The 22,970-nt window shown below is 67.3% G+C and carries 16 protein-coding genes; 6 read left to right on the top strand and 10 right to left on the bottom strand.

The genetic code is table 11. The features are described from left to right. The first annotated feature begins 186 nt into the window (after positions 1-186). Positions 187-1,647, top strand: a complete 1,461-nt coding sequence (locus RCH15_RS15860) for a zinc-dependent metalloprotease (protein ID WP_326961626.1) — start codon at positions 187-189, stop codon at positions 1,645-1,647. A gap of 35 nt (positions 1,648-1,682) precedes the next feature. Here RCH15_RS15860 and RCH15_RS15855 read toward each other — a convergent pair whose 3' ends face one another. The 3 genes from RCH15_RS15855 to nudC form a co-directional block, all read right to left on the bottom strand. Further along, positions 1,683-2,342: a YgjP-like metallopeptidase domain-containing protein gene (locus tag RCH15_RS15855; protein WP_326961625.1), complete on the bottom strand. Its 660-nt coding sequence runs from the start codon at positions 2,340-2,342 to the stop codon at positions 1,683-1,685. Further along, positions 2,342-4,432 carry an ATP-dependent DNA helicase UvrD2 gene (locus tag RCH15_RS15850; RefSeq protein ID WP_326961631.1) on the bottom strand — a complete coding sequence of 697 codons (2,091 nt, stop codon included), beginning with the start codon at positions 4,430-4,432 and terminating at the stop codon, positions 2,342-2,344. The genes RCH15_RS15855 and RCH15_RS15850 overlap by 1 nt, the downstream gene beginning before the upstream one ends. A gap of 199 nt (positions 4,433-4,631) precedes the next feature. Further along, positions 4,632-5,681, bottom strand: coding sequence for an NAD(+) diphosphatase (gene nudC, locus RCH15_RS15845; protein ID WP_442784524.1), 1,050 nt, complete (start codon positions 5,679-5,681; stop codon positions 4,632-4,634). 341 nt (positions 5,682-6,022) lie between these two features. Between nudC and RCH15_RS15840 the strand changes: the two genes are divergently transcribed. After that, positions 6,023-7,477: a macrolide 2'-phosphotransferase gene (locus RCH15_RS15840; RefSeq protein ID WP_326961623.1), complete on the top strand. Its 1,455-nt coding sequence runs from the start codon at positions 6,023-6,025 to the stop codon at positions 7,475-7,477. Here RCH15_RS15840 and RCH15_RS15835 read toward each other — a convergent pair. The 3 genes from RCH15_RS15835 to RCH15_RS15825 all read right to left on the bottom strand — a co-directional run bounded on the left by RCH15_RS15835 (position 7,474) and on the right by RCH15_RS15825 (position 14,884). Beyond that, positions 7,474-11,004, bottom strand: a complete 3,531-nt coding sequence (locus RCH15_RS15835; RefSeq protein ID WP_326961622.1) for an ATP-dependent helicase — start codon at positions 11,002-11,004, stop codon at positions 7,474-7,476. The two genes, RCH15_RS15840 and RCH15_RS15835, sit on opposite strands and share 4 nt — an antisense overlap. After that, on the bottom strand, positions 11,001-14,309 hold the full coding sequence (locus RCH15_RS15830) for an ATP-dependent helicase (RefSeq protein ID WP_326961630.1): 3,309 nt from the start codon (positions 14,307-14,309) through the stop codon (positions 11,001-11,003). The genes RCH15_RS15835 and RCH15_RS15830 overlap by 4 nt, the downstream gene beginning before the upstream one ends. Positions 14,310-14,467: 158 nt before the next feature. Beyond that, positions 14,468-14,884, bottom strand: coding sequence for an MGMT family protein (locus tag RCH15_RS15825; RefSeq protein ID WP_326961621.1), 417 nt, complete (start codon positions 14,882-14,884; stop codon positions 14,468-14,470). Between the two features lie 63 nt (positions 14,885-14,947). On the opposite strand from RCH15_RS15825, the gene RCH15_RS15820 reads away from it, so the two are divergent. From RCH15_RS15820 to RCH15_RS15805, 4 genes are all read left to right on the top strand, one after another. Further along, positions 14,948-15,658: a 3'-5' exonuclease gene (locus RCH15_RS15820; protein ID WP_326961620.1), complete on the top strand. Its 711-nt coding sequence runs from the start codon at positions 14,948-14,950 to the stop codon at positions 15,656-15,658. Positions 15,659-16,026: 368 nt separating this feature from the next. Continuing rightward, on the top strand, positions 16,027-16,962 hold the full coding sequence (locus tag RCH15_RS15815) for an ABC transporter substrate-binding protein (RefSeq protein WP_326961629.1): 936 nt from the start codon (positions 16,027-16,029) through the stop codon (positions 16,960-16,962). Positions 16,963-16,965: 3 nt separating this feature from the next. Beyond that, positions 16,966-17,730, top strand: coding sequence for an amino acid ABC transporter permease (locus RCH15_RS15810; RefSeq protein WP_326961619.1), 765 nt, complete (start codon positions 16,966-16,968; stop codon positions 17,728-17,730). Beyond that, positions 17,727-18,464, top strand: a complete 738-nt coding sequence (locus tag RCH15_RS15805) for an amino acid ABC transporter ATP-binding protein (RefSeq protein WP_326961618.1) — start codon at positions 17,727-17,729, stop codon at positions 18,462-18,464. Before RCH15_RS15810 ends, RCH15_RS15805 begins: the two co-directional genes overlap by 4 nt. Before the next feature lie 116 nt (positions 18,465-18,580). On the opposite strand, the gene hemL is transcribed toward RCH15_RS15805, so the two are convergent. Genes hemL through RCH15_RS15785 form a run of 4 tightly spaced genes read right to left on the bottom strand, consistent with a single transcriptional unit; the run spans position 18,581 to position 22,911 of the window. Continuing rightward, complete coding sequence (gene hemL, locus RCH15_RS15800; RefSeq protein ID WP_326961617.1) at positions 18,581-19,912, bottom strand: glutamate-1-semialdehyde 2,1-aminomutase; 1,332 nt, start codon at positions 19,910-19,912, stop codon at positions 18,581-18,583. 13 nt (positions 19,913-19,925) lie between these two features. Next, on the bottom strand, positions 19,926-21,026 hold the full coding sequence (locus tag RCH15_RS15795; RefSeq protein ID WP_442784526.1) for an LLM class flavin-dependent oxidoreductase: 1,101 nt from the start codon (positions 21,024-21,026) through the stop codon (positions 19,926-19,928). Between the two features lie 8 nt (positions 21,027-21,034). Next, complete coding sequence (hemB, locus tag RCH15_RS15790; RefSeq protein ID WP_326961615.1) at positions 21,035-22,015, bottom strand: porphobilinogen synthase; 981 nt, start codon at positions 22,013-22,015, stop codon at positions 21,035-21,037. Then, positions 22,012-22,911, bottom strand: a complete 900-nt coding sequence (locus RCH15_RS15785; protein ID WP_326961614.1) for a uroporphyrinogen-III synthase — start codon at positions 22,909-22,911, stop codon at positions 22,012-22,014. The genes hemB and RCH15_RS15785 overlap by 4 nt, the downstream gene beginning before the upstream one ends. Between the last annotated feature and the right edge of the window lie 59 nt (positions 22,912-22,970).

The following is a 22,970-nucleotide window of genomic DNA, read 5'->3' as shown; positions in this document are numbered from 1 at the left end:
GCGCACCGCGTCCACGGCCTGCGCCGCGGTTTCCGCCTGCCAATATTCCAGCTTCTAACACTACGCGCTCGGCTGCCGCGGTCGCTCTTTGCCGACAGCGAACGTCGCGGGGTTTCAGCAGACAGCCCGTTGGCTGCGGGGTACCGTGAACGGAAGAAGCAGCCACACCGATCGATCGGCGGGATCATGACCTCCAACCCACTCAATCCGTCCAACGGCGACGAGGAACCGAAGGATCCGTTGGCAGAAATGCTCAAGAATCTGATGGGCGGCCAGGGCATGGGGAACATCGACCCCACGGAGTTGGCCAAGGCCGCAGGTTTACCGGACGACCCCAACCTGCTCGCCCAGATGTTCGCGCAGGTACAGGCCATGATGAGTGCGTCCTCGGACGGGCCCGTCAACTGGCAGCTGGCGCACGAGAACGCCCGGCGGGTGGCCGCGAGCAGTTCCGACCCGTCCGTCACGGCACAGCAGACACGCGAGGTCGATGAGGCGTTGCGTCTTGCCGAACTGTGGTTGGACCAGGTCACCGGACTGCCGGCCACCGGGCTGATCGGCCGCGCCTGGTCACGGGCCGAGTGGGTCGAAGAGACACTCGGCACCTGGAAGCGGCTCACCGAGCCGGTCGCCAACAGCATCGCCAACGCCCTCTCCACCGCCATGACGGAGCAGATGCCGGAGGAAATGAAATCCATGATGGGCGGCGCATCTTCCATGCTGCAGAACATGGGCGGGGCGATTTTCGGCATGCAGCTGGGCCAGGCCATTGGCGCGCTCTCGGCCGAGGTAGTCAGCTCAACGGACATCGGCGTTCCGCTCGCCGACCTTGAAATGGCGCTGCTGCCCTCCAACGTCGCGAAATTCGGTGAAGGCCTTAGTCTCCCGGAGAACGACATCAGGTTGTTCCTGGCCGTCCGCGAGGCAGCCCACGCGCGGCTGTTCGTTCAGGTCCCTTGGTTGCGGGGGCACCTCCTCGGCGCGATCGAAGCGTATGCCCGGGGCATCCACATCGACACCTCAAAGATCGAAGAACTTGCCCGGGAGCTGGATCCGGGCAACCCGGAGGGGATCCAGGAAGCGTTGTCGCAGGGCGTGTTTATGCCGCAGCGGACCCCCGCGCAGGATCAGGCGCTGGAAAAGCTGGAGACCGCCCTCGCCCTCGTGGAAGGGTGGGTCGATGAACTCAGCTGGGCCGCCACCGAGAAGCTGCTGCCGTCGGCTGCTGCCCTGCGCGAAACGGTTCGCCGCCGCCGCGCCACCGGAGGACCTGCCGAACACGCGTTTTCATCCCTCGTTGGTTTGGAACTGCGTCCACGCCGGCTCCGGGAAGCGGCCGCTCTGTGGGCCTTACTCAAGGACGAACGTGGAATCGACGGCCGTGATGCGATCTGGCAGCACCCCGATCTGCTGCCCACCGCCGAAGATCTGGAAGATCCCAAGGGCTTTAGCGAACGCAGGAAGCTCGCGGAAGCCAGCGACACCGAGGTCGACGACGCGCTGCAGAAGCTGCTCAGCGGCGGCTTTGACGAACCCGACGATTCCGGCGCAGCGGACGCCGGATCCGGGGAGCAGAATGGGCCCGGCGAGCCCGATGAGTCCGGAACCGACGACGCACCCGGTGAGGACGACAAGCCCCAGTCCTAGCCGCGGGCTTCAACTGAGCGACGGCAAGGGCAGGGTCAACTGACGGCGGCCGCGCCGTCGTCCAGGTCGTCTTCCTCGCTGCCGGAAGCCAGCCCCCGGGACGTGGCAAACGAGACGCCTTCCAGGAAGGCCTTGGCCCGGCCGGTTTCGGGGTAAGCCTCAAGCAGCCGCCAGAAGGCAGCGTTGTGACTGGCGACGAGCAGGTGGGCCAGCTCGTGCAACAGCACGTAATCGATGACCCACTGCGGCATCGGCCGGAGTTTGTCCGAGAGCCGGATGGCCCCGGTCGACGGCGTCGCAGATCCCCAGCGTGAGTTCTGGTTGCCCACCCAGCGAACCGAGGACGGCACGGCCCGGCCGCCGAGGTACCGACCCGAAAGAGCCGCGGCGTGAGCGGCCAGGCCGGCATCACTGCGGGGTCGCTGCGATCCGGTCCCCCGGGTTCTCCGCTCCCCTTGGAGCCGGAGCTTCTCCAGCATCCGGTGCACCCACTCGCGCTCCTGGGCGCGGTTAAAGGAGGCCGGGATGGCGACCACCGCGGTGCCGTCCTCCCAAAATGCGGCAACGGTCCGGCGGCGGCGGGCGGAGCGCCGCACCTCCACTGGCGCACCGTCGGCTGTGGTCAGCGGTGTGGCTGCCGGCGCTGTGGTGTTGCCCGCATGACCGCCGGGCCGTGTGGATCCGTCTCCGGCCATCAGAGCGTGGTGCTTTCAACCAGCACTGCCAGCACTGCCTCGCCGTACTTCTCCAATTTGGACGGGCCCACCCCGGGGAGGGTGGCGAGCTGTTCGAGGGAGTCCGGCCGCGCTTCAGCAATGGCGGTCAAGGTGGCGTCGGTGAACACGACGAACGCCGGAACGTCAGCCTCGAGCGCAACGTCCTTGCGCCACTGCCGGAGAGCGTCGAACGTTTGTTCCTCGTAGCTGGGCGGGCATTGGTTGCACCGGCCCACCTTGCGTTCGGCGCCGGAGGTGAGCATGGTTCCGCAAACCCTGCACGTGGCCGGAACGGCCGCCTTGCGCCGCGGGGCTGCGCCTTTGCCGCGGACCGCGGAGCTGGCCACCGAGTCGGGCCGCAGCCCGTCGAGGAACCGCGAGGGCTTCCGGTTGGCCCGCCCGCCCGGGGTCCTCGCACTGGACCAGGACAGGAACAGGTGTTCCCTGGCCCGGGTGATGCCGACGTACAACAAGCGGCGTTCCTCGTCCACGGACTCCGAACTGTCGGCGAAGGAGATCGGCATGAGCCCCTCGCTCAGTCCGACGAGGAACACGGCGTCCCATTCGAGGCCCTTGGCAGCGTGCAAGGAGGCCAGGGTGACGCCCTGCACGGTCGGGGCGTGTTGGGCAAGCGAGCGTTCCTGCAGCTCGTTGACGAAGTCTGAGAGGGTGAACTGCACTCCCCTGCTGATCACCAGTTCGTCGGCCAGGGCGACGAGCGCCGCGAGTGATTCCCAGCGTTCCCGCAACGCGCCACCGCTGTGCGGGGCGGCGTCCGTGTAACCGAGCGAGGCGACGATGTCCCGGACCAGCTGGCCCAACGGCTCGGGGCTGGCGGTTTCGGCGACGGCCCGCGTGGCAACCCGCAATTGCAGGATGGCATCGCGGACTTCCTTCCGGGCAAAAAAGCGCTCCCCGCCGCGCAGCTGGTAGCCAATCCCGGCGGAGGCCAGGGCCTGCTCATAGGCCTCGGACTGGCCGTTGGTGCGAAACAGCACGGCAACCTGGCTGGCCGGGGTGCCGGCGTCGAGCAGCTCGCGCACCTTGACGGCCACGGTGGCGGCCTCGGCCTCGTCGTCGGAGCATTCCGTGAATTGCGGCACCGGTCCGGGCGGGCGTTGCGCCACGAGTTGCAGCGGCGTGGCCCAGGCAGCGTCGGCGACGGGACCACCGCTGCGCCTGCCGGCAAGCAGCCCGTTGGCCAGCCCCACCACCTGCGGAGTGGAGCGGTAGTCGCGAATCAGTTTGACCACCGTCGCCTCAGGGTATTGGGCTTTGAAGCCTAGGAGGTGCTTGGGCGACGCGCCGGTGAAGGAGTAGATCGTCTGGCTGGCATCACCGACGACGCAGAGTTCGTCACGGCCTCCCAGCCACAGTTCCAGCAACCGCTGCTGCAGCGGCGAAACGTCCTGGTACTCGTCGACGACGAAGTGGCGGTACTGCTCGCGGACGGTGGCGGCGACCTTGGGGTCTTCCTGCAGGATGCCCACGGTGATCAGCAAGACGTCCTCGAAGTCGATGACGTTCCGGTCAGTCTTGACGTCCTCGTAGGACTGGAAGACCCGGGCGACGGCGGTCAGGTCGAAGCCGCCCGGAGCGCCGCGGCCTTGCGCCTTTTCCAAGTAGTTGGCGGGCGTCAGCATGGAAACCTTGGCCCACTCGATCTCGGAGGCCAGATCGCGGATCGAGGCGCGGTCGGTGCTGAGGCGCAACCGCCGGGCGGCCTCCGCAATCATCTGGGCCTTGTGGTCGAGCAGATTGGGCAGGACGCCGCCAACGGCCTGGGGCCAGAAGAACTGGAGCTGGCGCAGAGCGGCAGCGTGGAAGGTGCGGGCTTGAACGTTGCCGACGCCGAGGTCGCGGAGGCGGCTGCGCATTTCGGCGGCCGCCCGGGAGGTGAAGGTGACGGCCAGGAGCCGCTGCGGGCTGTAGACACCGGAGTGCACCCCGTAGGCGATGCGGTGCGTGATGGCGCGGGTCTTGCCGGTACCGGCACCCGCCAGCACGCACATCGGGCCCTGCAGGGTACTGGCAACTTCGCGCTGTTCCGCGTCGAGTCCGCCGAGGATGCGCTCTTCGAGGGAGCGGGTGTCCGGCGCGGGCCCGCCGTCGTCTGGCTGGCCGTCGTCAGGCTGGCCGGCCGGGGAGGCGCTGGACTGGAAAAGATCTGTGTTCACTGTTGCTGCTCAGTCGTTCGAGGGTGTGCGGTGGATGCGCCGCGGTTCAGGATGCGCGGTGAGGCTGCTGCCGGAGGGCGTCACGGTAGCCTCATACGCCGCCCACCCGGTCGTGGATGATGCCGCCGTACCAGTGTTCGATGAGGGCGCGGGCGATGGACAGCCTGCTGGAGATGACGATCTCGCCACTGAGGACCGCCTCCTGCAATTCGCTCCGGCTGAACCAGCGCGCCCGGGTGACTTCGATGCCGTCGGGCGTGGCTGTGGAATCAGCGGTGGTGGCTGTAAATCCCAGCATGAGGGAGGCCGGGAAGGGCCACGGCTGGGAACCGAGATACTGGCATGCGGTGACCTTGACGCCGACTTCCTCGCCGATTTCGCGGACCACTGCCTGTTCCAGCGTCTCCCCCGGTTCAACGAAGCCGGCGAGGGTCGAAAAGTTCCGGGCATCGAGCGGCCCGCCGCCACCGAGCAGCAACCGGCCGTCCGGGCCCACGACTGTGACAATGATGGCCGGATCGGTGCGCGGGTAATGCTCCGAGCCGTCCGCGGGGCACCGGCGCACCCAGCCGCCCGCCTCCGGCACGGTGGCACTGCCGCAGCGCGGGCAGTGGATGTGGGTGGCATGCCAATTGGCGATGGCGCTCGCCTCGACAAAGAGAGCGGTGTCCGTGGGGCTCAAGGCGGCGGCGACATCGCGGAACCCCGCCCACTGCGCCCCTTCGGGGATACCGGCCACATGGGCTTCAAATTCCTCGGCCCGGACCTCGAACTGCTGCGGCAGGAGGAAGAGCACCAGCTGCGTGCCTGCCGGAAGGTCCGCGCCGGGAAGGGCTGAGCCGAGATAGATCACGTGGTCCGGGGCGTAGGCCGTGCCCTGCAGGTGCTTGGCGAGCTCGGCCGCGTCAAGCAGGACCAGGTTGCTCCCGTTGATCAGGGCCTGCCGGCCGGACAACACCATGGCCCGCGCGCTGCCGGAGCTTAGGAGTTCCGCCAGCATTCCGGGCTTCACCCGTGCAGCTGAGCCACGGTCAATCAGCGTTGACCGCACCGGGAGGACAGTGTCCTCCAGCAGGCCCGCGGCGGGGCCGGCCTGCGGTGTAGCGGACCCCACTCCGCGTGGTCGGTTCCCGGGGGACATATTCTTTGGTGCTGCGTTGCTTGAGGCTGTGTTGCTTGAGGCTGTGTTGCTTGAGGCTGTGTCGTTTGAGGCTGTGCTGTTTGAGGCCGTGCTCTTTGATGCTGTGCTCTTTGATGCTGTGTTCTTTGGTGATCCAGACTCCGCAAGACTCATGTTCCCACCGTACTGACTCCCGCTGACAATTGACATTCTGGCCGGGCGTATGTGGGCATTAGCACGGGCACCACCTCGGGCGACCCACCAGCAGGGCAGCCGCGTCCCATGCCGGTAATTATTCCCGATCTTTCAGACTCGCCGTGGTGCATCGCCGTCTTGGGCGCCGCTCAACCTACCGTGGAACAGTGAGAAGAAGAAACCCCATCGAACTGGCAGCTGTGGCAACCGCGGCGGTCCCCGGACTAACCCCGACCGCCGTCAGTTCAGCGCCCGACGATCCGGCAGACTTCGACTCGGCTCTCCTGTTGGATTCCGAAGGGAAGCGATGGCGCGTCCGCTCGCCCCGCCACGCCGAAGCGAGCGCCAGGTTGGAAACGGAATTCCTCGTACTGCGCGCCTTTGTCCCCGGCATCCGGGCCGAGCTTCCGTTCCTGATGCCCACCGTGGCCGGAACCGTCCGGCAGGGCCCGCTGACCACCTTCGTGTACTCCCACTTGGCCGGCTCCACCCGGTCCGTCGAGGAACTCGGTGCTGCGTCACCGGCTGTGGCACGCGAAATCGGCGCGGCCATGGCCGCCATCCATGACTTGCCCCACTCGCTGGTCAGCAACGCGGACCTGCCGAGCTACACCCCCAATGAGTTCCGCCAACGGCGTCTCAACGAGTTGGACCAGGCCGCGACCACCGGCAAAATTCCGCCGCTCCTTCTCCGGCGTTGGGAACATGCCCTGGAAGACGTCTCCTTGTGGCGTTTCAATCCGTGCGTCGTCCATGGGGACCTTCACGAGGACAATCTGCTGGTCGACGGCGACCGGGTGACTGCCGTAACCGGCTGGACCGATCTTCGGATTGGCGACCCGGCTGATGACATGGCGTGGCTGGTCGCATCCAACGACCAGGAGTTCGTTGACAACGTGCTGGCGCATTACACCTCGTCCCGGCGGGACGTGCCCGACGCGCACCTGCTGCGACGCGCGGCACTCTCGGCTGAATTCGCTCTGGCCCAGTACCTGGTGAAGGGAATCGCCACAGGGGACCACAACATGATCAGCGAGGCAGAGTCGATGCTCTCCGCACTGGCCGAGGACGTTGCAGAATACGGCGGGCAGCCGATCAGCATTGAACCTCTCCCTCAGCCCGTCCCCCCGTCAACGCCGGCCTCCGGCCCGGCCGCCGGCCCGTCAGCTCAGCCTGCCGGGCAGGCCTCAGGACCGGACCACCCTGTTCCGGCCGTGAGCAAGGTGGCGCTTTTGGCGCCGGACTCAGTGACAGGGCTTGCCGCTGTTCCCTCCAGCGCCGCAATGCCCGCCGTCCAGGTAGCACCGATTCCGCTTGAAACGTCGGACGAAGACCAGGTTGACAAAGGCCGGTCTGACGAAGGCCGGGCTGAAGAGGGCCGGGCAGATGGCGACGAAGCAAGGGAGGACGCCGGAGCGACCGGAGCTAACTTACCGGCTGCCGGCGACACCGCCGCTGACGATTCAGCGACTGACTCCCCAAGGACAGGCAGCACCAAGGTTTCCAATGTCTCCGTGACGGCCATCCCCGACGACGAAGCGGACCGCGAGCCAGAGACGCCTTCTCCGGCCAATGACACCTCCACGACTTCGCTCCCGGTGGTCCCGCCGAAGTCTCGCTAGCCGGTTCCCAGGGCAGCCTCGACGATCTGTTCCAGCCGAGCCGCGGAGCCCAGATCATGCGGCCGGACCACGGCGTCGTCAGCCACGTAATAGAACGCTGCCCTCACCTGATCCAGCGGGACGTCCTTTAACCGCGACCAGGCGAGCCGGTACACGGCCAGCTGGACGGCTTTCGTCTTCAGCTGGCCGGCGGACGGTCTCCGGCCGGTCTTCCAATCCACCAGGTCCCAGCCGCCGTCGGCATCACGAAACACGGCGTCGATCCGGCCGCGGACCACCACGTCACCGATCCGGGTCTCCACCGGCACCTCTACGTAGGCCGGGGCCCGGTTGGCCCACTCGGACCGGCGGAACGTCTCCACCATGCTGTCCAGACCGTACGCTGCGTCGATGTAATCATCCGAGCCTGCCGCCTCACCGAGATCCAGCATGCCGGCAGCACCGAAGTATTCCTCCACCCAGGCGTGGAAGGCGGTGCCTTTGCGGGCAGACATTCCCGGCTCGCGTGGGACGGGACGGCGCAGCCGCGCAACGACGGAACCGGCGTCGTCCTCCAGATCCACCAGGGTTGACGCCGATATGTGGCTCGGCAGGTGCACATCCTGCCCGGCGGTCCGGCGGGATCTGCGTTCCAGCAAGGTGGCGGCCTCGTTCATCCAGCCGCCAGCGGGGCCGCGTAAACCCCGGCGCTTTTCCTGCCCTGCCGTGCCGGCACCGAAGGCGGCGGCAGCAGGGAGCAATTCCGGGTCGAGGGAGCGAAGCACCCGTGCAGCGGCTGACTCCATGGCCGCCCGTCGGCCGGGGACCAGGCGCAGTCTGGCTCCCGAGCGGGGATCGGTGGGCCCCTCGAGCGGATCGTACGGCCATCCCGCGACGGACAGCTCCGAGGTCAGCGGGCTCTCCTGCGGCAAAGAGTCCTCGCTGACGGACAGCGGGTGGATTTCGGCGGTACCGTGCGCGACGAGCACCTCCAGTTCAGCCAGGAAGGGCGACATGTCTGCCATTCCCGCACGGGAGCCCACCCAGGCAGCGCTGGAGACCCAGAGAACGTGTTTGGCCCGGGTGTAGGCCACGTAAGCGAGCCGCCGTTCCTCGGCCGCACCGTGGACCTGGACTGCGGACTTGAACTCTTTCTCGGCGTCGAGCCAGCCTTTCTGGTCCGGATGTTCCAGGTCCCATTGCGGGAGGTCCGCGCGGTCCCCGCGCAGCGGCCAGGGCAGAGCAGCGCTGCCGCTGCTCCACCGCGAGTCCCGGCTGCTGGGGAAGGCGCCGGCGTTCAACCCGGGCACGAACACGACGTCCCACTCCAGACCCTTGGAGGCGTGCACCGTCAGGAGCTGGACCGCTTCGTGATTTACGTCCGGCGCCGCGGCTTCCAAGCCGTTTTCCTCGGCGGCTGCGGCCTCCAGCCAGGCCAGGAAGGCGAGGACGTCGACACGTTGCGAGGTGTGCAGGAACCCGGCAGCAGCGTCCTGGAATGCGTCCAGGTTGCGGCGGGCCTGATGAATACTGGTTCCGGGCCGTGCCGCCACTTCGATGTCCAGGAGCATGCCCCGCTCCACTTCCCCGAGCAGGGTTGTCAGGTCATCGCCCATGTAGCCGCGGAGCTGCCGAAGCTCCAAGGCCAGCCGGCCGAGCCGATCGAGCCCTTCCGTGCTGAGCTGGCGGCCGTTCGCGGAGATCCAGCCTTCCCGCGGCAACCAGTCCAGGGCTTCGACCAGGCTGGCGGCGTCGGTGAGGTCGCCCTCGATCACCGCCGCCTCCGCGCCGTCGTCGTCGGCCGCGTCGGTTCCGGGGCGGCCGCGGCGCCGGGCGAGGAAGCTTGACCAGTCCCGCAGGGCCATCAGGTCCGCGGGGCCGATCCGCCAGCGCGCCCCGGCAAGCAGGCGCATCAGCGAATCGGAGCGGCCCGGATCTGCCAGGACCCTCAGGGTGGCAACGAGGTCAACGATCTCAGGGGTGTCCAGCAGACCGCCGAGGCCGACGATCTCGTAGGGGATGCCCCGCACCTCGAATTCGCGGCGGATGCATTCCATTTGCGCCCGCCGGCGGCACAGCACCGCCATCGCGGGAGGCTCGGGCTCGGCGGCCGAGCCGTTGAAATCAGTGACCCGGAACTTCAGGACGTCATCCGCGATGGCCGCCGCCTCGTCCTCGTCGGTGCCAAAGCGGCCCATGACCACCCGGCCCTGCACTGCGGCCGGGCTCGGCTGCAACGGCGGGACCTCGACGCTTCCGGCTGTATCCCTCGCGCCGGCCGGGCCGGTGTGGGCAGCAGCCCTGCTGAGCGGCTCCGAAATGACGTTGGCGGCGGAAAGAATGTTCCGGCCGTTGCGCCACGCAGTGGTGAGGTACGACGTCGGTGCGACGGCGAAGCGAGCGGGGCGGTGCGCATCGCCGCCGTCATCCGTGCCGCCCGTTCCGGCAGTAACGTCCGTTCCCTCGGCACCGGCGTCATCATCGTTCCCAAGCCGCACCGGGAACTCGCGGACGAAGTGAAAGAGCTGGCCGGCAGAGGCACCGCGGAAGCCGTAGATGGACTGGTTGGGATCCCCTACTGCGGTGACCGCGTGGCCGTCACCGAACAGCCGGGAGAAGAGGACGAGCTGGGCATGGGAGGTGTCCTGGAATTCGTCGAGTAACACCACCTTGTACCGCTGGCGTTCGGTTTCCGCGGCGACTGGGACCTCGTTGGCGACGCGGGCGGCGAGGGCTACGAGGTCGCCGAAGTCCAGTGCGCCCCGGGCGCGCTTGGCGTCCGTGTAGCGGCCCACCATTTCCGCAACACTCGCCCGCGTGCGCAACAGGCCGCTCAGCTCGCCGACGGCCTGGCTGGGATTCCTTTTGGCAGTGGCGAGGTAGGGCAGCCCCTCGAACTCGGCGACCCGCTCCAGCAGCCAGCCGCGGACTGCGGCGGGGTCCTGGAGGTGCTCCGCGCACTCGCTGGCGAGCTGGATGACTGCCTTGACCAGTGTCGATTTGGCGGAGCGGAAGTGCTCATACTCGCCGTCGAAGGCCTCCACGACCTCGCTCGCCAGCTGGAAGGACTGGGCGCCGCCCAGCAGGACGACATCGCGTTCGACGCCGAGCCGGAGGCCGTAGTCGGACACGATTCCACTGGCATAGGAATGGTAAGTGGAGACTTTGGGTTCGAGCGCGTCGGAACTAAGCTGCCCGGCGGGAAACATCTGATTCTGGGTGTCGGCTCCGGCGATGCGTTGCAGCGCGGCCAGCTTGGCGCGGATCCGGGTGGCAAGCTCACCGGCTGCCTTCCGGGTAAAGGTCACGCCGAGGACTTCCTCAGGCCGGACCCAGCCGTTGGCGACAAGCCACACCACACGGTCGGCCATCGTGGCGGTCTTGCCTGAGCCGGCGCCGGCGATGACAAGCCGGGGTTCGAGCGGCGAAGAAATGATGTGCGACTGTTCGGCGGTAGGGCTGTTCTTCTCCCCCAGTAGAGCGGACAGCTCCTCAGGAGTGAACCTGGGGGCGGGAAGGGCTGCGGGACGTGTTATTTCGGGGCTCATTCTGTTACCTGCTTTCCCCGCAGGCACAGCGGGCAGACTTCAGGAAGGCGGCAGCCGTGGCCACCGTGGCCACCCTTGGACGGATCGTGGCGTGCCTCGAAGGTGCTCCCGGACATGACATGTGCTGCGTCGCCCACCATGTCCAGGGCCCAGTTTTCCGCGGGGTCCAGCGGCGGCTGGGCCTGGATGCCGGGACTCTTGGTGGTGGTGCCGAGCTGGGCGAGGACAGCCCCGCCGGGCAGGGGCGGCGGGCCGTCGTCGGGTCCGGCGAAACCCCCGGCCAGCACGGCGGCCTGGTAGGCCCCCAGCTGCGGGTGCCGATCGAGGTCGGCCTTGCCGGGCTGCCGCTTGCCGGTCTTGAGGTCCACCACGACGAGCCGGCCCTCGGCGTCGATCTCCAGCCGGTCCACCTGGCCACGCAGCACCGCTTGGCGGCCCGGCCAGGATTCACCGTCGGCGCCGGTGTCCGCGCTCGTGTTTCCGCTGGGAGCCGTTAGATCCGGGAGCTTGACTTCGAAATCGACCTCGACGCCGACCAGCGACCGGCCTTCGCTGCGCATGACCAGCACGTACTGGGCGAGTTTGCGGACCATTGTTTCGGCGCGCTGGAAGTCCAGCTTGCCTTCCCAGTTGTCTTTCATTCCGAGCGCCGGCCAGCGGCGGACGAGTTCCGCGACGTATTCGCCGCCGGAGGCATCGGGGAGGTCCTGGGCGATGGCGTGGACCAGGGTGCCCAAGCTCCGGGCAAAGTCGGTGGCGGCTTCTCCGCCGGCGGCCTGGACAAACCAGTCCAGTGGCGACTTCTGCACGGTTTCCACCTTTGACGGCGAGACGTAAACGGTGCCGCCGGGCGGAACGACGGGTTCGTCTGTGGACAGCGGTGCCAGGCCCCACCAGCTTCCGGGATGCGCGCCGGGCACGGGCGGTTCTGCCGCAGCCAGGGCGCCGAGTACGGTGCTGGCCTCGAGTGCCTCGGGGGTGCCGGCGTCCAGCTGGGCGTACTGGCGCAGTTCGGCGACGAGGGCACGCAGGGTGAGCGGGCGCTCCACCGGTGTGAAGCCGCGCCGGTCCTGGTTCGGGCCCAGCGGCGCCACGTAATCCAGGAACGATGACGGCTGGTCGTCCTCGGAGGACACGGCGGTACAGATCAGCACCTGCTTGGCCCGGGACGCTGCGGTGGAGAAGCTGCGCAACTCGTCGTAACGGATTTCGCGCAGCCTGCTGAGCGGGTCCAGTTGCAGCGCGTACTCCACGCCGTGCTCCACGGCGTCCGCAAACAACGTGCTGCCGAGCAGCTCGCCGCGGAGCCTGGTATTGGGCCACACGCCTTCCTGCAGGCCGGGAACGATGACGACGGGCCACTCCCTGCCGGCGGCGCTGGCAGGTGTCATGAGTTCGACAGCGTCCTCCAGCTGGGCCCGTGCGGCGAGGGTGTCCATGGGGAGTTCCTGGCTGAGAAGGTACTCAAGGAACTGTTCGGGTCCGGAGCCGGGCAACTGATCGACATAGCGCTCGGCAGTATGGAAGAGGGCCATCATGGCGTCCAGGTCACGGTCTGCCCGGGCACCCGAGGGTCCTCCTGCCAGGGCCGCCTCGGTCCAGCGTGAGGCCAGTCCGGTGGATTTCCAGAGCGCCCACAGCACCGTTTCGGCGTTGCCACCCGGGGCCTGGGCAGCGTCCCGGCCGGACTTGATCATGCGGGCAATCCGGCGCGCGGAATGCCCTTCGATGCCGAGAGTGGCCAGGGCCCCCGGTTCCAGCAGCGCCTCGACGAGGAGCACGTCACTGGTGCGGCCGCCGCCGCCGAGGAGCTCCTCCCGGCGCAGCGACTGGCGCAGGCGCCGCAGCTCAATGGCGGTTGCCCCGCCGATCCGCGAGGTCAGCAGCGCCACGGCCGCCTCCGGGCCCAGCACCGCCGGGTCCAGAGCCACGGCGAAGGCATCAAGCAGGGGCCGGACGGCGACCTCGTCACGGACGGCGGATTCGGCCACGGGGATCCGGACCGGGATGCCCTGCCCGGCGAGGTAACGCTGCAGCTGGCTGAGCTGGCCGCCGTTGCGCACGATCACGGCGATATCCCCGAGTTCGCGGCCGTCCTGCAGCTGGGCTTCCAGGATCCGTTGCGCCACGTAGCGCAACTCGTGCACCGGTGAGGGCAACAGGTGCGCTTCGACGGATCCATCGACGGTGCGCGCGGGTTGCTTCCCTTCCAGGAACTGGTCCCCGTCCTGCGGCTGCTCCCTTTCCTGCGGCTGCTCCCTTTCCTGCGGCTGCTCCCTTTCCTGCGGCTGCTCCAGCCTGCGCGCGGCCTGGCCGCCGGCGCGGCTGGAAATCCGGCTTGCGACGGCGAGCCAAGCCTCCGCGACCGCGGGGGCGTGCCGGTGGGCGGTCCGGAGTGGCCGCTCGAGGACGCCGCCCCCGGCCGGGGCAAGCAACCGCGGAAGCTCCGCGACGAGGTCCGGGCGGGCACCACGGAACCCCTGGACCACGGTATCCGGTGATGACGTGATCAGGGCCTCCTTGCCCGCGGCGATGTCCGCGAGCAGTTCAAAGACTGCCGGGTTGGCCTCCTGCATGTCATCGACCAGGATCAGCTGGAGCCGATCGCGTTCAGCAGCGAGGAAGTCCGGCTCGTCCTGGAAGATCTGCCGGGCTGCGGTGATGATGCCGGCTGGATCGAAGGATTCCGGCATCCGCAAATCCAGCACATCGCGGTACTCCGCGTACAGCGCGGCGGCGGCGACCCAGTCCGGCCGGCGGCACCGCCGTGCCAGGACCACAAGGTCCTCGGCGGTCCGTCCGGACTCGATGATCCGGTCGAAGAGCTGGCGGACTTCCTGCCGGAACCCCCGGGTCTGCAGGGCAGCGCCCAGGTCTTCCGGCCAGGGCAGCTCGAGTCCGGGCTGGGCGTGGCCTTCGAGGAGTTCCTTGATGATGAGGTCTTGTTCCGGACCCGATAACAGCTTCGGCGGGCGCGGCAACGGCAGGATCCCCTCCGCCTTGGCGCGGCGGATCAGGTCGAAGGCGTACGACGCCCAAGTGCGTGCCGGCGTCGTACTTAGACTGCGGTCCAGGCGCGCGGTAAAGCGGTCCCGGAGCGAGTCGGCGGCAAGCCGGTTCGGGGCGAGGATGAGCATGCGTTCGGGATCGAGCCCGTCCCGCTGTGCGCGCCGGACGGCGGCCTCAACGAGCACCGTCGACTTGCCGGTTCCCGGCGCACCGGGGATAAGGACCGGGCCGGAGCCGTGCGGGACGTCGACGGCGGCGAGTTGGTCCGCCGTCAGCACGGGAACCGCGTTGTGCAGTTCGCGAGGCGGAAGGAGGCGGAGGCTGGTTGTGGGCGGGCGGGACTCGGTGTTCCTGCTCGGAACGTTCTTGCCAGGAGTGTTCTTGCCCGGAGTGTTCTTGCCCGGAGTGTTCTTGCTCGGAGTGTTCTTGCCGGGAATGTTCTTGCTCGGAATACTCACACAGTCATTTCATCATCGGGGACCGACAGTTTTCGGGACGTGCGTTCGAGCCGTTCGGCTACCGCGTCAATCCGGTCGAATTCACCGTCCGTCGGCGCCCACCGCGCGGTCATCAGATCCACCCGCCAGCGCCCGTCACCGTGGTGAAGGTACCCGGCATAGTTCCCCAGCAGGGGGGTGCCTTCCAGGATGTACCGGGTGAGGGCCTCACGTTCGTGCCCGGGCGGCGCGTCGCCGCTGGCCTTCAGGACCCGCCACCAGGAAACTGCACTGCCGTGGTGGCTCATCACGGAGCCGACCTGCCGGGCACCGCCTGTACCGAGAAGCTCTGCGACGTCACCGTATGCCACTGCGGCGCCTGCGGGGATCAGCGCGACCACGTCCAGCACCGCCTCCACATACGCCAACTTCATGGCTCAAGCCTACCGGCCGGGTGGCGACACAAACTTGTCTGTGGCAGCAGGTAGCGTTGCAGCATGAGCACTTGGAATTCCCTCCCCCGCGCAGCCTTCGACCTCGAAACTACCGGCCGGAACTCCCGCGCCGCGCGGATTGTCACGGCATCCATCACCGTGGTGGACTCCGACGGCGGCATCATCCAGGAGCACGAGTGGCTCGCCGATCCGGGGGTTGAGATCCCCTCCGAGGCCAGTGACATCCACGGCGTCACCACGGAACGGGCCCGCAACGAAGGCCGCCCCGCCGCCGACGTGACGCGGGAGGTCGCCGCGGTGCTCCAGGAGCTTTTCGACACCGGCGTTCCGGTGATCGCCTTCAACGCCAGCTACGACTTCACCGTGCTCGCCGCCGAGTCGGCCCGCTACGGCGTGCCACAGCTGACGCGTTTCCCCGTACTTGATCCTTACATCATGAACAAGCAAGTGGACCGGTACCGCAAGGGCAAGCGCACCCTGACGGCTCTTTGCGAGGAATACGGGGTGGACCTGGACAATGCCCACACCTCGGCCGCCGATGCCCTGGCCACCCTGCGCATGCTCGATGCCATGGCCGGGAAGTTTCCCAAGCTCCGGATGCCGGCCACCCATTTGCACCAGTTGCAGATCGAGTGGGCCTCTGCTCAGGCAACCGACTTCCAGACGTACCTTCGCAAGACCAAGCCTGCCGCCGTGATCGAGGGCGACTGGCCGGTGCTGCCGCCCGAGGATGCCAGCCGCGGAGATTTCTAAGACCTGTCTTAATACGACACGTTTCGTCGCGGGATGCCGTAAATAGACCGTCCTGGTCCCCTTCTCCAGCGATTGCGATGGACGTCACATGCCGGGAGGCCGGTCAGGGCAACAACGACGCGCGCGATTCGTTCCGCCGGACCCGGGCTAAGCGCCTCAGCTGGCGGGTGAGCCAGCGTGTACCGCGACGAAAATTCTCTTCATGCACTTTTGACTGCGCGGAAATTCGAGTTGAATCGGGTCCGGGGTCGGATGCCACAATTATATTTCGCGGCTTACCTGCCCTCTGGGCTTTTCAAGCCCTGGCCGGAGCGAGATGCATCGTCTCTCCGCGGCCCCTTTACCTTTCGACGAAAGTGATTCGCGTGATGAAATCCAAAGCCAAGAAGTGGCTGACTACTTTTCCTGTGGCGATTGCAGTAGCCGTCTCCCTGGCGGCCTGCGGCGGCGGATCCGGCCAGCCGTCAGCGTCCCCCACCGATGCCCTCGCCGGCAGCGACCAGACCTCGCTGGACAAGTACACCACCAAGGACGTCACCCCGGTGGACAAGGTCGAGAAGTCCAACCTGGGCCTCATCAGCGAGGGCACTCTTACCGTCGGAACGCTGTCCGACGCCCCGCCGAACATCTTCATTGATTCCTCCGGAAAATTCACCGGCTACGACAATGAACTGTTGAGGGCCATCGCGGACAAGCTGGACCTCAAGGTCGAGTTCAAATCCACCGGCTTCGCTTCCCTGCTCTCACAGGTCCAGAACAAGCAGTTCGACCTCGGCTCCTCCTCGATCTCCACAACGGACGCACGCCGCAAGACCGTGGGATTCACCAATGGTTACGACTTCGGCTACATGGCGGTTGTTGCCAAAAAGGACGACAAAATCAAGGGGTTCGCGGACCTGACGAAGGACACCCGCATCGCCGTCGTCCAGGGGACTGTGCAGGACGACTACGTCACCAACACCCTGCAGATCGAGCCTGTCCGCTTTGAGGACTACAACACCGCCTACGCCAACCTGAAAAACGGCCAGGTGGACGCCTGGGTGGCCCCCTCACAGCAGGCTACCGGCCAGGTCAAGGAAGGCGACGGAACCGTCATCGCCGAGTCCGTCGTGAACACCCAGAACTTCACCGCCTACGCCGTGAACTCGGAGAACCAGCCGCTCATCGATGCCCTTAATTCAGGCCTCGACGCGGTCATTGCCGATGGAACGTGGTCCAAATTGACCAAGGAATGGTACCCGGACCGCGAGACCCCGGCCACGTGGTCCCCGGGTTCCAAGGCTGTCACCGTCCCGAAGTCCTAGTCCATGGATGCACTCGATCAACTCCTGAAGACCTTCTTTGACTGGGAGGCTATGGCATCAGTCATCCCGAAGATGGTAACTGTCGGCCTGCCCAACACCCTCCTTCTGGCGGTTTCCTCGGGCGTGCTCGGGTGCATCCTGGGCATGATCCTGGCCGTCATGGGCACGTCCCGGATCACCGCCCTTCGCTGGCTTTCCCGGATTTACACGGACATCTTCCGGGGCGTCCCCGCGATTGTGGTCATCCTGCTCATTGGAATCGGGCTCGGACCTCTGGTCCGGTTGACGACCGGATCCACCAACCCGTTTCCGCTCGCCATTTTCGCCTTGACGCTCATGGCAGCGGCTTACATTGGCGAGATCTTCCGCTCAGGCATTCAGAGCGTGGAGAAGGGACAAATGGAGGCATCCCGGGCGCTGGGATTCAGCTACGGATCTTCGATGCGCCTCGTGGTGATTCCGCAGGGGATCCGCCGGGTGCTCCCGGCCCTGGTCAACCAGTTCATCTCGTTGATCAAGGACTCGTCCCTGGTCTACCTGTTGGGCCTGCTGGCCAGCCAGCGCGAGATCTTCCGCATCGGCAACGATGCCGCAGCCAACACCGGGAATCTCTCGCCGTTGATCGCCGCGGCCTTCATGTACCTGATTCTGACCGTTCCGCTCACCCACTTGGTCAACTACATCGATAACCGCCTGCGCACGGGCCGTCCGGAGAAAAAGCAGCCTGACGACGCCGCAGCCCTGATCGGGAAGGGAGCACAGCCATGAGTGAATTCGCCTCAGGTTCGCTGACCGGCAAGAACCTGCACCTGTCCTTTGGCTCCAACCATGTCCTCCGCGGTATCGACCTTCAGGTTGAAAAGGGCACCACCGCTTCGGTGATCGGTCCGTCCGGCTCCGGCAAGTCAACGCTCCTCCGGGTGATGAACCGCCTGATCGAACCGGATAAGGGTGACATCCTGCTGGATGGACGGTCAGTACTCCAGGACAACCCGGATGAATTGCGCCAGCGCATCGGCATGGTGTTCCAGCAGTTCAACCTATTTCCGCACAAGACCGTGGTGGACAACGTCTCCCTCGCGCTGCGCAAACTGCGCAAACTTCCGGCAGAACAGGCCCGGGCCGAAGCTTTGGAACAGCTCGACCTCGTTGGGCTCAAACACAAAGCAGACGCCCGGCCAGCCAATCTGTCCGGCGGCCAGCAGCAGCGCGTGGCAATCGCGCGGGCGCTGGCCATGAAGCCGGAAGTGATGTTCTTTGACGAGGCCACCTCCGCTCTTGATCCGGAGCTCGTCAAGGGCGTGCTGTCGCTAATGGCCGATCTCGCCAAGGGCGGCATGACCATGGTTGTGGTCACGCACGAGATGGGCTTCTCCCGCAACGTCTCGGACACCGTGACGTTCATGGATGCCGGTGTCGTCGTGGAGTCCGGTCCGCCGGAGCAGCTCTTCACGAACCCGCGGACGGAACGGCTCCAGGGCTTCCTGTCGGACGTCCTCTAGGCCGCTGACAAACAACCTTAACCACGTTGGGCACCCGCCGCTGCGGGTGCCCAACGTGTTTTAACGACCGCGCCGGAACGGCTACGGCTTCAAGAGCCGATTGTTGCAGCGCCGGGTTACGCCGTTGCGGCGGCCGCAGCCTTGGCGGCAGCGGGCAGGGCGTCGAAGATCCTGTTCATGGCAGCGTCGTCGTGCGCGGCGGAGAGGAACCAGGCCTCGAAGACCGACGGCGGCAGGTACACCCCCGAGTCCAGCATGGAGTGGAAGAAGGGCGCGTAGCGGAATACTTCCTGGCCCTGGGCGTCGTCGTAGTTGTGCACGCCCCTGGCGGAGGTGCCGAACGCCACGGAGAACAGGTTCCCGGCACGCTGGATCGAGTGGTCCACCCCGGCCGCGTCCAGCGCCCCGGACAGGGCGGTGGAGAGCTCCAGGGAGCGGGCATCGACGAAGGCGTAGACCTCGGCGGTGGCGTGGGTCAGCGTTGCGACGCCGGCAGCCATCGCCACGGGATTGCCGGAGAGCGTCCCGGCCTGGTAAACCGGCCCCAGTGGAGCGAGGTAGTCCATGACCTCGGCGCGCCCGGCGAGGGCCGCCGTCGGCATCCCGCCGCCAATGACCTTGCCGAACGTCAGCAGGTCCGGGGTCCAGGGCTCCGCGGCGTCGGCTGAGCCGCCGGTGAGTCCCCAGTAGCCCGCGTATCCCGTCCGGAAGCCGGTGAGGACTTCATCGAGGATCAGCAGGGCACCGTGCTCCCGGGTGATGCGTGACAACCCGGCGTTGAAGCCCTCGCCCGGCGTGACGACGCCCATGTTGGCCGGCGCCGCCTCGGTAATGACGGCGGCGATGTGGTCCCCGTGTTTTGCGAAGGCGGCCTCGACAGCGGCGAGGTCGTTGTAGGGCAGCACCAGAGTTTCAGCGGCTGTGGCGGCGGTGACGCCGGCGGAGCCCGGCAGCGCGAGCGTGGCCAGACCGGAGCCGGCAGCGGCGAGCAGCCCGTCGAGGTGGCCGTGGTAGCAGCCGGCAAATTTGATGATGAGGTTCCGGCCGGTGAAGCCACGGGCCAGCCGGACGGCGGTCATGGTCGCCTCGGTGCCGGTGGAGACCATGCGGACGCGTTCGGCGGCCGGAACGCGTTCCTGGACAATCGCGGCGAGGTTGGCCTCGTCCGGCGTCGATGCGCCGAAGGACAGTCCGCGGTCGACGGCGGCGTGCACGGCGGCGAGGACGGCCGGATGGGCATGGCCCAGCAACGCCGGGCCCCAGGAGCAGACCAGGTCCACATACTCCGCGCCGTCGGCATCGGTCAGGTAGGGGCCGGCGGCGGAGACCATGAACCGCGGGGTCCCGCCGACGGAGCCGAACGCACGGACCGGCGAGTTGACGCCGCCCGGCATGAGCTTGCGGGCGCGGTCGAAAAGTTCCTCGTTGCGAGGGTGGCTGGAAGTCATGGATCCTATCCTTTCAGTTCTGCGGTACGCCGGCGGCCAGCAGGGCAGCCACCCGGGGGGCCACCTCCGTGCCGAACAGCTCAATGGAGCGCATCATCGCTGTGTGCGGCAGGGTGCCGTTGCTGTACTTAAGGTCGAACCGGTCTACGCCGAGGTTATTTTTCAGCAGGGCGATCTTCGCAGCGACGGTCTCCGAGGACCCCACGTACAGGGCACCCTCCGGGGTGCACAGGGCGTCAAACTCGGCCCGGTTGCCCGGGCCCCAGCCGCGCTCGGCGCCGATCTGGTTGCGCTGGCCGAGCCAGTGGGGGAAGAATTCTTCCCGGGCTTCCTCGTCCGTGGCAGCAACGTGGCCCGGCGAATGAGTGGCGATCTGCTGCATCGGGTGGCCGTATTTCGCCATCGCTTCGCGGTAGAGGTTGGCCAACGGCGCGAAGGACTTCGGCTGTCCGCCGATGATGGCGAAGATGATCGGATAACCGTATTCGGCGCAGCGCAGCACCGATTCGGGTGTTCCGCCGACGCCGATCCAGGCGGGCAGCAGGTGGTGTTCGAGCGGCGGGTAGGCGCTGAGGCCGCTGATGGGCGGCCGGGTCCGGCCTTCCCAGTGAATAGGCTCCTGGGCCCGGGCCTTGTCGAAGAGCTCAAGCTTCTCCTCGAACAGGACCTCGTAGTCGGCCAGGTTGAGTCCGAAAAGCGGGAAGGACTCCACGAAGGAGCCCCGGCCAAGCATGATCTCGGCCCGGCCGTTGGAGATGGCGTCCACGGTGGAAAAGCGCTGGAAGACGCGGATGGGGTCATCGGAGCTCAGGACCGTCACGGCTGAGCCGAGCCGGATGTGTTTGGTCCGGGCGGCCGCGGCGGCGAGAAACACCTCGGGAGCGGAGACCGCGAAGTCGCGACGGTGATGCTCCCCCACCCCGAAGGCATGCAGAGCCACCTGATCAGCGAGTTCAGCCTGTTCCAGCAGTTGGCGCAGCACCTGTGCGTGTGGAACCGGGTGCCCGTCGGGGAAGACCCCGACGTCGCCGAAGGTGTTAAGGCCCAGCAGGACGCGATCCGGGCCCACGGGGGCGGTGGGGTTCGATTCGGAGGCTGGATCCGGCGTTGTCATCGAGTGCATCAGGACTCCTTCAGCCAGCCGGCGAGTTCGCTGGCCCAGTACGTGAGGACCATGTTGGCTCCGGCACGCTTGATGCCCAGCACCGATTCGGTGATCGCGGCCTGCCGGTCGATCCAGCCGTTCGCCGCAGCGGCCTCGATCATGGAGTACTCACCGGAGATCTGATAGGCGGCCACCGGTACGGGACTCATGGCAGCGACGTCGGCCAGAATATCCAGGTAACTCATGGCCGGCTTGACCATGACCATGTCGGCGCCTTCAGCGAGGTCCAGTTCGACTTCCAGGAGCGCTTCGCGGCGGTTCGCAGCGTCCATTTGGTAGGTGCGCCGGTCGCCGGTGAGCTGCGAATCGACGGCCTCACGGAACGGGCCGTAGAACGCCGAGGCGTATTTCGCGGCATAGGCGACGACGGCGGTGGTGGCGTGGCCGGCGTCCTCAAGGGCCTGACGGATTACTGCGATTTGGCCGTCCATCATTCCGGACGGGCCGAGGACGTGGGCTCCGGCCTCGGCCTGGGCCACTGCCATCCGGCCGTAGATTTCCAGGGTGGCGTCGTTGTCCACGTAGCCGTGGGCGTCCAGGACCCCGCAGTGCCCGTGGTCGGTGAATTCATCGAGGCAGACGTCGCTCATGATGACCAGTTCGTCGCCCACCTCGGCCCGGACGTCGCGGATCGCTTTGTTCAGGACGCCGTCGGGGTCCAGCGAGGCGGCGCCGGTGGCGTCGCGGACCGCGGGGATTCCGAAGAGCATGATGCCGCCGACGCCGAGCTCCACGGCCTCGCGCGCGGCGCGCTTGAGGCTGTCGGTGGTGTGTTGCTGCACGCCGGGCATCGAGGCGATCGGGTTCGGCTCGGCCAGGCCTTCACGGATGAAGGCGGGAAGGATCAATTCCGAGGCGGAGAGTCGGTATTCGGCCGTCAGCTGGCGCATGGCCGGGGTGGTGCGAAGCCGGCGGGGACGATGGGTGGGAAAGCTCATGGGGTGTCCTTTGCAGGGGGCTCGGTGACTGGCTGATGATGGGGTGACGGCTGGCGTGCCAGGGACCGCACGACGGCGGCCACCAGCCCGGAAGCGGTTGGCTTCTCCGCGACGGCCGCCACTGTGAGGCCAAGGAACTCCGCTTCGGCGGCGGTGGACCGTCCGATGGCGACGAACCGGCAGCCGCCCAGCGGGGCCAGATCCGCGTGGATGCGCCGGGCGGCACTTGGGGAGGCAGCGACGACGGCATCGAGCCGGCCGGTGCTGATTTCAATTCGCGCCTGGGCCGGGGTGAGGACGACGGCGTCATTTTCCGGGTCCGCCCCGCACGGCAGCTGCGCTGGCAGGGCGGCAGCAAGGCTGCGGCCGGCGTCCGCCGGATAGTCCACGGTGCGGTACGCCGTCACGGCCTGGACGAAGGCGCCTCGTGCCCGAAGCCCGCGGCGGAGCCGGGGGTCCGCGATATCGGCCTGCGGCAGAAGGACGGTGCCCTGGTGCGGGGGCCAGATATCGATCAGTCCGGCGCCGGACTGCTGCCTGGTGGGCGCCAGGTCGACGGCGATGCCCCGGGATTCGAGGAAACGGCGGGTGGCCGGCCCGATGGTGGCGACCAGAAGGCTGCCGGGGAGCCAACTGCTCAGCGTGCTTCCCCGGTCGGCGGCCTTGACCTCGAGCGCCTGGACCGCGGTGACGCTGCTGACCACCAACCAGTTATAAGCACCGGCGCCGAGGGCGTCAAAGGCGACATCCAGCGAGTGCTGGTCGCTGGCGAGCTCGAAGTCGATCAATGGCAACAGCAGCGGCTCGGCGCCGGCGCCGCGCAGGGCGGAGACGAGCTCGGCAGCGCGATCCGGGCTGCGGGCCACGAGGACCTTGGCGCCCGCCGGCGCCCTCATGTCCGCGCCAAGATGGCGCGGCGCCGTTCCGCGGCTCCGTGCCTTTCCAGGAAGTATCG

The organism is Arthrobacter sp. MP_M4, from assembly GCF_035984855.1.
Taxonomy (GTDB): Bacteria; Actinomycetota; Actinomycetes; order Actinomycetales; family Micrococcaceae; genus Arthrobacter.
The sequence above is the reverse complement of the archived record's forward strand: the minus strand, read 5'-3'. Positions and strand labels throughout refer to the sequence as shown.